General features: G+C 61.2%; 5 protein-coding genes. 1 reads left to right on the plus strand and 4 read right to left on the minus strand.

Going from position 1 to position 16,176, the window contains the following annotated elements; all coding sequences use genetic code 11:
• Positions 1-802: 802 nt before the first annotated feature.
• The 4 genes from B5F12_RS10610 to B5F12_RS10625 all read right to left on the minus strand — a co-directional run bounded on the left by B5F12_RS10610 (position 803) and on the right by B5F12_RS10625 (position 10,788).
• Positions 803-5,683 carry a discoidin domain-containing protein gene (locus B5F12_RS10610; RefSeq protein ID WP_087234195.1) on the minus strand — a complete coding sequence of 1,627 codons (4,881 nt, stop codon included), beginning with the start codon at positions 5,681-5,683 and terminating at the stop codon, positions 803-805.
• 472 nt (positions 5,684-6,155) lie between these two features.
• The gene (locus B5F12_RS10615; RefSeq protein ID WP_158096802.1) at positions 6,156-6,635 is read right to left on the minus strand and encodes an LPXTG cell wall anchor domain-containing protein; all 480 of its coding nucleotides are present in this window, start codon (positions 6,633-6,635) and stop codon (positions 6,156-6,158) included.
• Positions 6,636-7,400: 765 nt separating this feature from the next.
• Positions 7,401-9,599: a metallophosphoesterase gene (locus B5F12_RS10620; RefSeq protein ID WP_158096803.1), complete on the minus strand. Its 2,199-nt coding sequence runs from the start codon at positions 9,597-9,599 to the stop codon at positions 7,401-7,403.
• Positions 9,600-9,630: 31 nt separating this feature from the next.
• The gene (locus B5F12_RS10625) at positions 9,631-10,788 is read right to left on the minus strand and encodes a YibE/F family protein (protein WP_087234201.1); all 1,158 of its coding nucleotides are present in this window, start codon (positions 10,786-10,788) and stop codon (positions 9,631-9,633) included.
• Positions 10,789-11,148: 360 nt separating this feature from the next.
• On the opposite strand from B5F12_RS10625, the gene B5F12_RS10630 reads away from it, so the two are divergent.
• Positions 11,149-15,393, plus strand: a complete 4,245-nt coding sequence (locus tag B5F12_RS10630; RefSeq protein WP_087234203.1) for a right-handed parallel beta-helix repeat-containing protein — start codon at positions 11,149-11,151, stop codon at positions 15,391-15,393.
• The last annotated feature ends 783 nt before the right edge of the window (positions 15,394-16,176 follow it).

Consider the following 16,176-nt stretch of genomic DNA (forward strand, 5'->3'; position numbering starts at 1 on the left):
GCCGGGCTGGCGGCTGTGGTGACGGTGCGTCGTCGGCGCAGCTAAGCCCCTGATAAAACAAGAAAGTACGGTCAGAGAAATCTGGCCGTACTTTTTTCTTTATAGGGAGTTTGTTCTTCTCCAATTTCTCAGGCTTCACCTCGTTCCCCTGGCGAGGGGAGACGCGCTCCGCTGGGGTCCATTTTGACTGGCCAAAATGGACGAAAAGCCACTTAGGGCGTTCCCCCCTAAGAACCTCCCTGGTGTACGAGGCTGGAACTGCGTCAAGTCTATGGTCGGCCCGTCACCCTTGCTGTGGCTCCTGTTTGTGCCACCACACCAGGCTAACCTGGCAGCTGGCCCTACAACCAGGCGGTTTCCACCTCCGGGCCTACCCCGGAGAAGCGGCGTTCCCGCCGCCGATAGCTGGGAACAGCGGCTCACCAGAGTAAGGCCCTGGCGATAGAAGCACTGTCTGCTAGAGAAGTAGGTATTTTCTGTAGAAGTTCCACGCCATCTATGTGACACTATCATGCCAAGGGCCGAAACAAGGAGGACGCAGGGGCTCCCAGTACCGCGGGGTGGATTCCACAAGGCGGGGGAAGGCCCCGCCTTTGGCGATTCTTTCCCCGATTTCTCATCGGGGAGAAATCGGGCCCAGCGGAGCGTCCCTGGAAGGGCGCTGGGTTCTGCCCAGGAACTGGAGCAGGACAATCCCTCCGACCCGGCTTGCGCCGTGCCACCTCCCTTTACACAAGGGAGGCTTTTGAAGTAAAAAAGTACGGTCAGCCGAAGCTGACCGTACTTTTTGTAGTTCTAGAGCTTAGCGACGGGTCTGCTTGCGCACCACCACGGCAGTGCTCAGCAGCAGCACGGTGGAGGCCAGGATGGCCACGTACACCAGCAGCAGAGACTGGTCGCCAGTCTGAGGCACCTTCTCGGGCTTCTCGGTGGCCTGAGGCTTGTCGGTGGTCTCAGGCTTCTGGGAGGCCTCGGGAGCGCCGCCGGCGGTGAGGCCGTTCATGGCGTCGCTGAGGGCAGCCACAGCAGCGTTCACGGTAGCCTGGTCGTCCTCAGAGAGGCTCTCGTCGGCCATGACAGCCTGAGCGTTCTGGAGAGCCGTGCGGAAGGCGGCCACGGACTCAGCGGTGTAGCCCTCCAGGTTGATGCCCTCGGCCTTGCCGATCAGGTCTTCCAGGATGGACTTGTCTGCCTTAAAGCGCTGGGCCAGAATGGCGTCCAGCAGCGCGTCAGCGGCCTCGTCCATTGCACCCTGCATGGTGTCGCCAGCCTCGGCCAGGATCTTCTCGGCATCGGCCAGAGCGTCCACCAGCAGCTGCCAGTTGTCGGAGACATACTTGTCCGCGTTGTCCATCATCTGGTTGGCGCGGTCCACCAGGAGCTGGAGGGCGGCGGGGTTGCCCTTGACCCAGTCCAGCATCCACACGGCGTTGAGCAGACGGTCGGTGACCTCGTCCACCTGAGCCTGGGTGTAGGCGGCGGGATCAGCCAGAATGGCCTCGGCGTCAGCCAGAGCCTGCTCATAGTAGGCCTTGGCGCTGTCGATGAGGTTGGAGTAGTCCTCCTCGACGGCCTTGTCATAGACAGCCTTCATCATGGTGGTGTCGGCGGGCTCGTTGGCGGTCCACTTGGCGTACAGGGTGATGTCGGCGGTGACAGCGGCGTCAAAGTCGTAGGCGGTGGTGCAGTTCTCGTCGGTGTACCAGCCGCCGAAGGTGTAGCCCTCCATCACGGGAGCCTCGGGCTGAGCCACGGTCTGGCCATCGGCCACCACCACGGCCTCCACAGCGGAGCCGCCCATGGAGTTGAAGGTCACCTGGTGCTTGGCGGTGGGAGTCACGCCGTTGGCGTAGAACATCACGTCGTCCACCTGACCCACGAAGGAATTGGTCTCAGAACCGATGCGGGCCACGGGAATGTTGAAGGAGGAGTAGGTGATGCCGGTCTTGCCCATGAACTGGGTGGTGGCGTTCTCGTCGGGGAGGAAGTAACCCACAGCGGCGATCTTCTCACCGTCCACCAGCAGGTAGGTCTTGTTGCCCTCGTTGGTGATGGTCAGCTCCACCCACTCATCGCAGGGCAGGTTGTAGTCGAACTCGTACTCGTACAGCTCACGGGCAAAGCCCAGCTTCCAGGTGCCGTCCTCATTGGCGATGGCCTTCACGGTGGTCTCGCCGTAGGCGGCGTCGGCTTCCAGAATGATCTGCTCGCCGGAGTTGGAGGTGCTGGCCTTAAACAGCCGCAGGGACACGGTGTTCTTGGGGCCCATGACGTCCAGACCGGTGGAGGCGTAGGAGCTGTCCCCGGTGAGGGTCAGGGTGCCGTCGGTGAGGGAGGCGCCGTTGAGGGTCAGGTCACGGTCGTTGCCGGAGCGGTCCTGGGTGTCGGTGAAGGAATACTGAGCGTACTCCTGAGTGCCCTCGGCCAGGTCGATGGTGTGATAGGGGTTGGTGTTGGGGGCAGCGCCCAGGGTGGCCACATCAGCCTTCAGGGTGTTGTAGTCACGGTCCAGGCCGTTGCCGCCAGTGCCCCACATCTTGGTGCTCAGGTAGGGCAGGGCGTCCACAAAGCGGGTGTACAGGTCGGTCTCGTTGATGCCGGCGGCACGGGTGTCGATGTTGTCGTTCCAGATGGCGTAGCAGGCGCCCAACATCAGGGAAGAACCAGAGGGAATCATGGTACCGCCCATGTTCTCGGGCTCCCAAGAGTTGTACAGGTTCTGGGAGTTGAGCCAGTCGCCGTAGCCGCCCATGCTGCCGTTGCCGCTGGGCACCATGTACAGCTGGCCGTCAATGGTGTTGATGAGGCCGAAGCCCAGGTTGAACATATCCTGGGGTTTGGCCCAGCCGGTGTTCCAGATGTTCATCTGAGCGCCCTGGACGTGCTCGGGGCCGAACTTATAGCCCTCGCCGCCGTTCATGGAGGACAGGCTGCCCCAGACCCGGACCTGACGATGCTTCACGTTCTCGATGTAGTCGATCATCTGAATGAGGAAGTTGCGGTAGGCGGGGTGGCTCTCATAGAACTCGTCGGCACCGATGTGCACGATGGTGTTCTCATCGAAGAGGTCCTCGTCGATGTACTCGTCGTAGATCTCCTTGATGATGTCAATGCCCTCCTGCTGCTTGATATCCACATGATCCACCCAGGGGTGGGCAGTGTCGATCTGGTGGAGCACCAGGTCGGGGCGATTCAGGGAGTACATAATGTAGTTGGTGATGGACAGAGCGTGGGCGGGCACGTCCAGCTCGGGGATAATATCCACGCCCAGGGCACGGGAGTAGGCCATGAAGTCCTTGAACTCGGCCTTGGTGTAGTAGTAGTCCTTGGAGGTCAGGCCATCATCGGAGTACTCCAGGCGGTAGCCCTGGTAAGCCTGACGGATGCCATCCTCATCCTCGCCGGCCTTGTAGTAGTCCTCCATGAAGATGAGGTTGTCGCTCAGGTGCACATGGAAGCTGTTCATCTTGTACCAAGCCATGGTCTTGGAGATGGTCTTCAGAGTCTCCATGGAGGTGGGCTTACGGCCCACGTCCAGCATGAAGCCACGGTTCTCAAACTCGGGGTAGTCACAGGCGGTACCCTGGGCGATGGTCAGGTTACCGGACAGCTGCAGGGCCTGGAGCACAGAGCGGGTGCCCCAGTAGGCGCCGGTGGCGTCGTTGGCCTGGATGACCACCTGGTCGGTGACCACCATGTTGTAGGTCTCCTTGTCGAAGCCAGCCTGATCGTGGTACACCAGGCTGATGTCGCCGGCCTTGGGGGTGTCGTTGACGATGGGGAGGGTCAGGCCGAACAGGTCCTTCAGGTCGGCCTGGAGCTCCTTGGCCACGGAGGCGAAGGTGTCGTCGGCCACGATGCGGCTGTCGGCGGTGATGGCATAGGTCAGACCCTTCTGGTCGGCAGCGGAGTACCACTGGGCCAGCTCAGGCACCACGGCGGGCTTGGCGTTGCCCTCGTTGGCGGAGTTGACGCCGGGGATGTCCAGCTCCACAGTAGCAGAGCCACAGGTGGTGGTGTCGTTCTTGTCACGCACAGTGACGGAGATCTCCACGGTGGTATCCACCAGGGGGGTGTGGATGGCGCCGGAGGCATCCACCACCTGCTCATAGTTGCAGCCCCAGGTGGCGGTGTACTTCTCGGGCACCTCGCCGGTCATGACCACCTTGCCGTCCTGAATCTGGATGCTCTGGGCCAGAGTCTCAGCGGTGTTGGCGGGGGTGACCACGATCTCAGACTCCTCCTGGTACACCTCAAACTCATACATAGCCACGTTGTTCCAGTAGGTGCTGCTGTACTTCTCCACCCAAACCCGGACATAGCGGGCCTCTACGGGGGCATCGAAGTTCACGGTCTGGATGGGAGCGCCGCTGGTCAGCTTGCCCTCAAAGGTCTTCTGGGTGGTCCACTGCTCACCGTCCATGGAGGTCTGCACATACCACTTGTCGGGGTTGTTGCTCTCCCAGTAGAGAATGACGCTGCCCACCATGTAGGTGTTGCCCAGGTTGTAGGTGATGGTGGGGTTCTTCACGCCGATGTCGGTGGCCCAACGGGAGCTCTTGGAGGTCTTGTCGCCGTCACGAGCCTTGTCAGCGGTGAAGGAGGTGCCGCTCTCCACGTTGGTGGCGGAGGCGATCACGCCGTTCTGACGAGCGATGTTGGTGCCCTCGGGGAGCTTCACCACATCGCTGCCAGCATCCTCGGGCATGTGGCCGTACACCTCAAACTCCCGCACACCCACGTTGTACCATTTGGACACAGCCTCGCCGTACTTGGTCACACGCAGACGCACATACTGAGCGGTGACAGCCTCAGCCAGTTGGTGCTCGGGCTCCAGAGTACCATCGGCAGACTCCACAAACACCTGCTGGGTCCAGTCGGTGCCGTTGGTGGAGGTCTCGATGTAGTAGGTCTGGATGTTGGTCTTTTCCCAGAACACCTTGAAGCCGGTGATGGTGCGCTCCTCGCCCAGGTTCAGCTGGAGCCAGCGCTCGGTGGTACCCTTTCCATCGTTGTTGGTTCCCCAGCGGGAGGCCTCATCATAGTTGCCATCGATGGTGGCGGAGGGGGGGAACTTGTCGGTCTCGGTGTCGGAGGCAGTGGCGGTGACGCCGCTCAGGCGGGCCAGGTTGCCGATGACGGGAACCACCTCATCGTTGCCGTACACCTCGAACTCACGCACGCCCACGTTCCACCAGTTGGACACGGACTGGCCGTACTTGGTGACGCTCAGACGCACATAGCGGGCCACCACAGCGTTCTCCAGCTGGTGCTCCACCTCACGGGCGGCAGCAGCGCCGGTGACCACCACCTGCTGGGTCCACTCAGAGCCATCGGTGGAGGTCTCAATGGTGTAGTCCTGGATGTTGGTCTTCTCCCAGAATACCTTAAAGCTGTCGATGGAGTACCGGGCGCCCAGGTCCAGCTGGAGCCAGCGCTCGGTGGTGCCCTTGCCATCGTTGTTGGTTCCCCAGCGGGAGGTATCCTCATAGTTGCCGTCAATGGTGGCAGAGGGGGGGAACTTGTCGGTCTCGGTGTCGGAGGCAGTGGCTACCACGCCGTCCAGGCGGGCCAGATTCACATTGTCCGCCTTGGGCTGAGCTGCCGCCGATGCGGCCAGACCGCTGGTGAGCATCACAGCTGCCAACAGTGCGGCCAGTCCGCGCTTCAGGGACTTCTTCATACGTTACACCTCTTCCTTCTTGTCTTCTCTTGTACTTAGGGCAAGCTTCGCCGGATGTGTTCCGCCCAAAAAAGAATAACCACACGCCCACTGCCTCAATCTGAAGGTCCCATCACCCATTCCTCTCGTCCGAAGCAGTGACACATGTGGTTATGCCTGATTGAACAGTAACATCCCAATGGCCGACAGTTCCACCCCCAGTGGGGAAACCGTCGGCTGTGTGCCGAATCTATTGCCTTTATAGTAATGATAACAGACCAATTTTCACCTGTCCACAGACGGAACAGCCAAACCCATCGGGAAAATTCTATGCACTTTTCACAAGTTTTCCACCTGTGCGGTCTGCCTCGTTGCGGTGTTTCACACAATCCCCAGGGGCAAAATAGGCAATTTTTATTAAAAATAGGAACTGCTGAGAAGCGAAAGCCCGCTTCTCAGCAGTTTTTGGAGCAAATTACTAACCTGCGGCCAATTAGCGCTGACGGCGGCGATGCACCACAACGGCGCCCCCCAACAGGGCCAGAGAGGCGGCCAGAGTCACCACGTAGAGGGTGACGGTGGCGTCGTCGCCGGTCTGAGGCACGTTCTCAGGCTTTTGGGTGACCTGAGGCTTGTCGGTGACCTCGGGGGCGGGGGTGGGAGTCACCTGGGGCTGCTCGCCCTGAACGGTGAGGGTGGCGGCGCAGGTGACGCTGTTCTCCTGGTAGGTGACGGTGACGGTGTCGCCGGCGGCCTCAAAGTCGGAGACGGTGGCCAGCGTGGTGACATCCCGGGTGTAGCCGGAGTCATAGGTGGCGGTGACGGTGAGGTCCAGCTTGCCGCCATCGGTGTAGGGGGCATTCTGCTGGACGGTGATGCCGGTGAGCTTGGACAGGGTCAGCGGATCGGCGGGCACGTCCACCCCGGCCACGGAGGCCACGCCGCTGGCCTGGGCACGTCTATCCACATCCACACCAAATTTCAGTCACCCAATTTTGTACAAAGAGCACATGTTTTCTTGGTCACAAATTCCTCGCGCTGTTATATTCATCCAATCTATAGTCTGTTCTTCTCTAATTTCTCAGGCATCGCCTTGTTCCCCTGGCGAGGGGAGACGCGCTCCGCTGGGCCCCATTTCTCCCCGATGAGAAATGGGGGAAAGAATCGCCAAAGGCGGGGCCTTCCCCCGCCTTGTGGAATCCACCCCGCGGTACTGGATGTCCCTGCGTCCTCCTCTTTGCGCCCCTTGGCTCGGTGGGGTCACATAGATGGCATGACAATCCTATTGTAAGTTTCAGCTTCTATGGCGAATAAACTTCTACCTCCAGGGCCTTACCCTGGTGTGCAACTGTTCCCAGTTGCGGATAGCCTGGCTCCCGGCGGCGGGAACGCCGCTTCTCCGGGGTAGGCCCGGACATGGAAACCACCCGGCTATAGGGCCAGCTGCCCAAGGTAGCCTGGTGTGGTGGCAGTAACAGGGGCCACAACAAGAGTGACGGGCCGAATATAGCCTTGACGCAGGCCCAGCCTCGTACCCCAGGGAGGTCCTTAGGGGGGAACGCCCTAAGTGGCTTTTCGTCCATTTTGGCCACTCAAAATGGACCCCAGCGGAGCGCGTCTCCCCTTGCCAGGGGAAGAGATACACCTGAGAAGCGGTAGAAGAAGCACTTTCTCTAGCTCAAAAAAGCAAAAAGTACGGCCAGATTTCTCTGACCGTACTTTCTCACTTGTTTGGGAATTAGCTGCGACGCTTACGCAGGGTTACAACAGCACCCATGCCAGCGGCGGACAGCACCAGGATGCTGAACATCAGGCCCAGCTGGGCATTGTCACCAGTCTGAGGCACGTTGCTCTCAGGCTTCTGGGTGGTCTGGGGCTTGTCGGTGGCCTGAGGCTCCTCAGTGGCCTCGGGGGTCTGGGAGGCCTCGGGCTTGTCGGTGGTCTCGGGAGCGCCACCGGCGGTGAGGCCGTTCATGGCGTCGCTCAAAGCGGCCACAGCGGCGTTCACGGTCGCCTGGTCGTCCTCGGTGAGGTCGGCGTTGGCCATCACAGCCTGAGCCTCGCTGAGGGCCTTCTGGAAGACGGCCACGGACTCGGCGGTGTAGCCGGTGAGGTCGATGCTCTCGGCCTTGCTGATCAGGTCTTCCAGGATGGACTTGTCAGCCTTGAAGCGCTGGGCCAGGATGGCATTCAGCAGGGCCTGGGCCACAGGCTGGATGTCCTCTTCCATGGCGTCGCCGTCAGCGGCCACGTCCTTGGCAGCAGCCAGGGCGTCCACCAGATCCTGCCAGTGGTCGGGCATGTACTTGTCCTCGTCGGGAATCATGCCATCAGCCTTGTTGATGAGCTGCTCCAGCATGGTCTTGTCGCCCTGTACCAGGCCCAGACCCCAGATGCCCTCCAGCAGGGCGTCCCAAGCGGTGTTCACCTCAGCCTGGGTGGCGTTGGGGTTGTCCAGCACGTTCTTGGCCTCGGTGAGAGCCTTCTCAAAGGCTGCCTTGGCGGTGTCGGTGACGCCCTCGGTGGACAGGGTCACAGCGTAGTCATAGGTCTTTTGCAGCAGGCTGGTGTTGGCGGTCTCACGGTTGATGGTGAAGGTGTCCACCACGCTCATGTCGCTGGTGCGGTAGGTGGTGATGGTGAAGGCGTCCTCAGACACGTCCACACGGGACACGTTGGGCACCCGCTCCTGGTTCTGGACGGCGGAGTACTCATACTTGGTGCTCTGGATGGTGTAGAACTTGGAGCCAGAGGCGGAGTTGGCGGTGACATACAGGATGCCGTCGGGGTTGGTGACGGACTCAGGGATGCCGTCGCCGTCCTGGTCGGTGTACTTGTCAGACTCGGTGATGGGGGTCAGGCCGTCCATCATGTAAGTACGCACATACACGTGGTCGTGGCCCATGAGCACCACGTCGATGTCCAGGTCCTCGAACACGGGCACCAGGGCCTCACGGCGCTGGAGGATGTCGCCATCCACGGCGTGGCTGGCCACGGAGTAGACGGAGTGGTGGAAGGTGACCACCTTCCAGTCCACGTCACCGGCCTCGGCGATGGCCTGCTCCATGAAGGCCTTGTGCTCGGCGGTGGACATGCTGTTGCTGTTCAGAGCCAAAAACAGGGTATTGTTGTACACAAACCAGTAGTTGCCGCCGGCGTTGGTGACGCCCAGCTCGGACTCGTTGGGCACGTTGAAGTGCTGGTCATAGGCGTTGCTGGAGGAGTCGTGGTTGCCCACGACGGTGGCCACGGGCAGGCTCAGCAGCTCGTCGTGGTCCAGGTAGCCGTTGTACTGGTCCTCGTTGGAGGCGGTGTTCACCTGGTCACCGGCGGAGAGGAGGAAGTCCACCCCGTCAAACTGGGTGCTGTCGGCGATGATGCCCAGGGTCTTGTCCCAGCCCCGGGTGTCGCTGTCGGCGTTGCCGCTGGCGCCAATCTGGGGGTCACCGGCAAAGGCAAAGGAGAACGCGCCGTTGGTGGCGGTGGTGAAGGTGGCCACGTCGGACTTCTCCTCCCCATTCACCAGCTGATAGGCGTAGACGGTGCCGGGCTCCAGGCCGGTGATGGTGGCCTGGTTGGACCACTTGCCGCTCTCGTTGGCGGGGGTGGAGGTGGCATCAAACTTGGCGGCGTTCTCGGGCATAGCGCCGTTCACCAGCTGGCTCTGCTTGGCCACCAGCACGTAGCCGGCCCCCTCCTGGGCGGCATACCAGGTGGCGTTCATCTGGGTGTTATTGGCGCCCACGCTCAGCAGCACGTCGGTGAAGCTGGTGCTGGCCAGAGTCTGGACCCCGCTGTTCTCCTGAGCGGTGACAGCGGTCTGGGTCTGGTCGGGGACGTTGGAGGTCTGAGCCAGAGAGGGCAGGGAGGCCAGCTGGAGCACCAGGCAGGTGCCGAGGACGCCGGAGATCACTTTCTTTGCGTTTTTGTGTAACATACTTTCTCTCCTTACTGACATTCTTACAATTTTATTGAGAAACCTGAGACAACTCAGGGGTTCTCCACTTGGGATACACTGCTGCCGAGACCAGGGAGGCCAGGGGGACGGTGAGGATGACGGCACAGGTGCCGCACAGGCCGTGGGCCATCTCCAGGGCGATGTAGTCGGAGTGGAGCAGCTGCACGGGGTCGGTGCCGTAGGTCATCAGCACCAGCAGGGTGGTGAGGGAGCCGCCGGCAAAGGCAAAAATCAGGGTGTTGCTCATGGTGCCGATCATGTCCCGGCCCATACGCAGCCCGGCCCGCCACAGTCCACGCCCGGTGATGTCCGGGTCGGCCAGGCGCACCTCCCACAGAGCGGACAGCAGAGACACCGCCACGTCCATCACGGCGCCCAGGGAGGCGATCATGGTGGCGGCAAAGAGCACCGTGGAGATGTTCAGGCCCGTGTTCTGGGCGGCCACCAACAGGTTTTCTGCATCGCCGCTCTTAAATCCGGACAGGTGGAGCAGCACGGAGAAGAGGAGAAACAGCCCACAGGCCACAAACTCGCCCGCCAGCACCACCCCGATGCCCAGCACCCCTCGGGGGGACAGGCCGTAGATGAGGAAGACGGTGACGGCCGTGGACACCAGCACCATGGCCAGCCCCGCCAGAATGGGGGAGCCGCCGGAGTAGATGACCGGCACGGTGATCTTCAGCAGGAACACCAGAGAGAAGGCCAGAGCCAGAGTGGCGTAAAAGCCCTTTTCCCCGCCCACCAGCAACATCAACAGCAGGAAGATGGCCACCGCCACCCCCAGGCCCACGCTGCGGTCGTACTGGTAGAGGGTGTAGTAGGGCTCTACGTTTTCCGGGGCGTCCACACACACCACCACCCGCATCCCTTCCCGGGCCAGGATGTTGTGGGTATTGGTGAGGTAGTTGGTGAGGGTGATCTGGGAGCCGTCTTTGAGCTCAATGGTGAGGGTCTGCTCCCCCAGCTGGGGGCCGCCCTTCAAATCGCTGGGGGTGAGGTCCTCCTCCACCACCTCCAGCACGGTGCCGGAGATATAGGAGACGGTGTCAGACACCAAGCTTTGAAAGGACACCGACACCGAGGGCATAACCGCCAGCACGGCGGTGACCAAACAAACGAAAATTGCCAGAATACGCTGCCCAAACCGGGGGCTTTGGATGATGTGCATGGGGAAACTCCTTCCTTGTCTGCGCTGTACATCATCCTACTCGCCTGGGGGCGGCAACCGCTATCTTGCGTCGGTAAAACCAATGTAAAGATCTTGCAAATTCAGAAAAATAGTTCCTAAATTCATTGATATAAATTGAAAAATCCAGGGAATGACAGTTTTCACCACCAAAATTCAAAAATTCGGGAATGGAACTGGGCAGAACCGCCAAGCCAGAGTTGGGGATTCTGACAATTTACACAAAAAACGAGTTCTATATATAAAGTGTATATACATCCCGCCCACAGGCGTGGTATCATGAGAGATAAACACCCAGAGGCCGGGGTACGGCCTCGCGGAGAGAAGAGAAAGGATGATACCATGCTGAAAAAATCCTTGAGTCTGCTGCTGGCAGGCGCCCTGACGGTATCCCTGGCCGTTCCCGCTGTGGCGGGCAACTCCCAGGCCCAACCCAAAAAGGACACCTCCTACGGCACCACCTACTATCTGGACGCCACCATTGGCAAGACCGACGGGGACGGCCTGACCCCGGCCAATGCCTTTGACAGCCTGGAGGACATCAACGCCAAGACCTTCCAGCCCGGAGACCAGATTCTCATCAAGGCCGGTACCCAGTATACCGGCACCCTGTGGCCCAAGGGCTCCGGCTGCGAGGGCTACCCCATTGTCATCGACATGTACGGCGAGGGGGACAAGCCCCTCATCGACGGCAACGGCGCCTACTTCATGCCCCAGGTCAAGGACTGGCAGGGCCCCTTCACTGGGGAGACCGGGGACCAGATCGGCGCTGCGGTGTACCTGTACAACCAGGAGTACATCGAGATCAACAACCTGGAAGTGAAAAACCAGGGGGACAACGTCAACCGGGACCGCAGCGGCATCCGGGTGGAGGGCTATGACTACGGGGTCATTGACCACATCTACATCCGCAACTGCTACGTCCACGACGTGCGGGGCTACAACGGCCAGGACGACATCTACCCCGTAGTGCCCACCAACCCCGACGGAAGCCCCACCGACGGCTTTACCGACGAGGACCAGACCAACCCCAACACCACCAACACCTTCTGGGGCGCTCGTACCACCCACCGCACCGGCGGCATCAACTTCGTCACCTACACCGCCCGGCTGCCGGAGAGCAAAAACGAGTTCAACGTCCCCGTGCAGGAGCTGGACGAGACCAAGCAGATCACCACCTTCAACGACATTCTCATTGAGAACAACACCGTGGAGAACTGCCAGGCCAACGGCATCACCACCACCAACGTCAAGGGCACCCTGGACGACGTGGCCTTCCGCCACACCAACGTGGTCATCCGGGGCAACGACATCCACAATGTCACCCGCTCCGGCATCATCCCCATCTACACCAACGGGGTGCTGGTGGAGTACAACAAGGTGGACACCTTCCAGAGCACCTACGAGGGCTATGGCTGCGGCATCTGGTGTGACCGGGCCAACGGCATGGTGTTCCAGTACAACGAGGTGTGCAATGGCGTCAACGGCAACGACGGCATGGCCTTCAACCTGGACGACATGACCCGGGACGGCGTCATCCAGTACAACTACACCCACGACAATTACGGCGGCGGCTACATGCTCCACGTCCGCCAGAACTCCTATAACCGCAACAACACCATCCGCTTCAACCTGTCGGTGAATGACAGCGGGGTGTTTACCGCCCACAACGCCCAGATCGTGGCGGTGGGTGAGACCTCTACCACCAAGCTGGAGAGCGCCAAGGTGTACAACAACACCTTCCTGTCCAACAAGGACTGCCACGCCGTGTACCAGGGAGACGAGGTGGACTACACCAACAACATCTGGTACTTCACCAACTCCGCCGTGGCCAATCGCAAGGACTGCTTCTACCCCGGCGCCAACTCCTCCTTTGACAACAACGTGTACATCGGCTGTGTGGCCCCCACGGATGCCAACCAGCACACCGACGATCCCCAGTTTGTGGGCGGGTCCAACCTCTTTGGCCTGAACCGGGACCAGGCCCTGGTGAATGCCTCCCTCACCGCCAACTCCCCCTATGTGGGTGCTGGCGTGGCGGTGGACAACAACGGCGGCCAGGACATTCTGGGCGGCAGCCTGGATACCCTGAACCTGGGCGCCATCGCCGGAGCCGGCCACCAGGCCGCGGCCGTGTCCCAGACCTACACCCCCAACGAGGTCACCAAGTACCTCTCCGACGGCACCCAGCAGACCCAGGTCATCAATGAGACCGTGTCTGAGTCCAACACCAAGTGGGTCAACACCACCTTCAACTCCAAGAGCGTCATCTACACCAAGAAAGAGGGCAACTACCTGGAGTTTGACATGGTGGGCACCGGCGGCACCTTCACCCTCAAGCGGGGCGGCGGCGCCGGCAACGTGAAGCTGGTGGCGTACCAGGACGGCCAGGAAGTGAAGTCCGTCACTGTGAACACCTACAACGCCACCGCCGACACCATCACCGTGGACGACTTCGCCCAGCTGTCTGAGACCAACGAGGCCTACACCATCCGCGTCTACAACGCCGAAAACGGCAAGGCCGCCAACTTCGTCTCCTTCACCACCAATGTGGCCCAGACCACCCAGCCCGGCTGCGACAACGACGCCATCGCCGGTGTGGTAGTGGAGCAGCCCATGGCTCAGGTCATCCCCTACGGCAAGACCTCCGTGTCCGTGGACCTGGCCTCCCACGTGTATTTCCGCACCTGCCAGGCCCAGCAGCCCCAGGCCACTGTGACCTACACCGCCAACAACGGGGCCACCGTGGAGGGCAACACCGTCACCTTCCCCGCCCCCGGTGACTACACCGTCACCGCCCAGGCTACCTACAATAATGTGACCGTCACCGACACCATCACCGTCTCCGTCACCCAGGGTGAAGAGCCCCAGGTGAACGTCCCCGCCGTGGACACCCGCGCCCTCACCGGGCTCATTGCCGCCTGCGAGGGTCTGGACCTGACCATGTATCAGGAGACCCGTCAGGACGTGTTCCAGCAGACCCTGGCCCAGGCCAAGGCCCTGCTGGAGGGCGAGGGCTACACCCAGGCCCAGGTGGACGAGATGGTGACCCTGCTCACCACCGCCAAGAACGGCCTGTCCCTCACCCGTGTCAACGCCGAGGACAGCGTGGTGGTGAAAAACGGCAACTGGGTGAACCTGTCCGACGCCACCCTGGACGGCGGCAAAGCGCTCAAGTGCTCCAACGCCAATGAGTCCATGACCGTGGACTTCTTCGGCAACCAGGTTCAAGTCTACGGCCGCAAGGCGGTGGGCGTGGCCATCATGACCTTCACTGTCACCCGCCTGAGCGACAATGAAGTGGTGCACACCCAGACCGTGGACGGCTACAACGCTGAGAAGCTGGACCAGCAGGAGCTATTTGCCTGGACCGGTGAGACCAACGACCAGTACCGCCTGACCATCACCAACACCGGAACCGACAACGAGAACGCCAACAACAGCTACAACGTCATCATCGACTTCCTCACCTTCGGCTGTGACCAGGCCCAGCTGGCCGACCTCACCGCCCTGGTCGCTGCCCTCACCAAGGCCGACGGCCTCAACAGCGCCGACTACACTCCCGAAGCCTGGCAGGCCGTGGAGGCCGCAGCCCTGGCCGGACGCCGGGTGTATGTGGACGCCACCGCCACCCAGGCCCAGGTGGACGCCGCTGCCGCCGCCCTCAACGAGGCCATGGACAACCTGTCCGGGGAGCCTGAGGAGCCCGCCTTCACCGGCCTGCTGGAGAAGGTCTATGCCGAGGTTGCAGCTCAGGACTACTCCAACCTCATCGACTCTGCCAAGGCTTACTACGAGAAGGCTCTGGCCGATGCCAAGGCCATTCTGGCCAATCCCAGCGCCTACACCCAGGCTCAGGTGGACGAGGTCACCGACCGCCTGTTCATCGCCAACGCCATGCTGGGTTGGGAGAAGGGCGATCCCACTATGCTCCAGCTGCTGGTGGACCGTGCCAACCAGATGATTGCCAATCAGGACAAGTATGTCACGGATACCTGGCAGCAGCTGGTGGACGCTCTGGCTGTGGCTGAGGAGACTCTGGCCAATGCCAGCGACACCATGCAGGGCCAGATGGACGAGGCCGCTGACGCGCTGCTGGACGCCATCCTGGCCCAGCGCTATAAGGCAGACAAGTCCATCCTGGAAGACCTGATCGGCAAGGCCGAGAGCATCGACCTCACCGGCTACACCGCCGAATCCGTGGCCACCTTCCGCACGGCTCTCCAGAACGCTCAAGCTGTCATGGCCGACGAGACCCTCACCGAGGACGACCAGGCTACCGTGAACGCCGCTGTGGCTGCCCTCAGCGACGCCATGAACGGCCTCACCGCTGGTGGCGCTCCCGAGACCACGGACCAACCCGAGGCCTCCCAGGCTCCTGAGGCTACTGACAAGCCTGAAGCCTCTCAGACTCCTGAGGCCACCAACCAGCCTCAGACCACCGCCAAGCCCCAGGCCACTCAGAAGCCTGAGAGCGTGCCTCAGACTGGCGACCAGTCTCAGCTGCTGGTGTACGTGGCCGCTCTGGCCTCTGCGGTGCTGCTGCTGAGCACTGCCGTGGTGGTACGCAAGCAAACCCGTCGCTAAACTCCAAATCATAAAAAAGTACGGTCAGCAATGAACTGACCGTACTTTTTTGCTGTTTTCGAACTTAGACAGAACGTGTTCCCTTCTCCGATTTCCCCGGCGGAAACCAGCGCCCTTCCAGGGACGCTCCGCTGGGCCCCCTTTCTCAGCGATGAGAAAGAGGGGAAAGAATCGCCAAAGGCGGGGCCTTCCCCCGCCTTGTGGAATCCACCCCGCGGTACTGAGTGGAAGGTGCAGTGTTCTGTGTTCGGCCCTTGGAGTGGTTCATGTCACATAGATGGCGTGGACATGCTACAGAAAGTACCTGTTCCTCTGTGTAGTTGTACTTCTACCGCCAGGGCCTTACCCAGGTGTGCAACTGTTCCCAGTTGCCGGGGGCCTGGCTTTCGGCGGCGGGAACGCCGCTTCTCCGGGGGAGGCCCGGAGGTGGAAACCGCCTGGTTGTAGGGCCAGCTGCCAGGTTAGCCTGGTGTGCTGGCAGTGGCAGGAGCCACAGCAAGGGTGACGGGCCGACCATAGACTTGACGCAGTTCCAGCCTCGTACACCAGGGAGGTCCTTAGGGGGGAACGCCCTAAGTGGCTTTTCGTCCATTTTGGCCAGTCAAAATGGACCCCAGCGGAGCGCGTCTCCCCTCGCCAGGGGAACGAGGTGAAGCCTGAGAAATTGGAGAAAGCTCCCTATAAAGAAAAAAGTACGGCCAGATTTCTCTGACCGTACTTTCTTGTTTTATCAGGGGCTTAGCTGCGCCGACGACGCACCGTCACCACAGCCGCCAGCCCGGC

Origin of the sequence: Pseudoflavonifractor sp. An176, assembly GCF_002160435.1 — a bacterium.
GTDB classification, from domain to species: domain Bacteria; phylum Bacillota; class Clostridia; order Oscillospirales; family Oscillospiraceae; genus Enterenecus; species Enterenecus faecium.

Bases quoted from the DNA above. Each gene is read 5' to 3' on its own strand.
- B5F12_RS10610 (WP_087234195.1), bottom strand. From the start codon at position 5,683: ATGAAGAAGTCCCTGAAGCGCGGACTGGCCGCACTGTTGGCAGCTGTG.
- B5F12_RS10620 (WP_158096803.1), bottom strand. From the start codon at position 9,599: ATGTTACACAAAAACGCAAAGAAAGTGATCTCCGGCGTCCTCGGCACC.
- B5F12_RS10625 (WP_087234201.1), bottom strand. From the start codon at position 10,788: ATGCACATCATCCAAAGCCCCCGGTTTGGGCAGCGTATTCTGGCAATT.
- B5F12_RS10630 (WP_087234203.1), top strand. From the start codon at position 11,149: ATGCTGAAAAAATCCTTGAGTCTGCTGCTGGCAGGCGCCCTGACGGTA.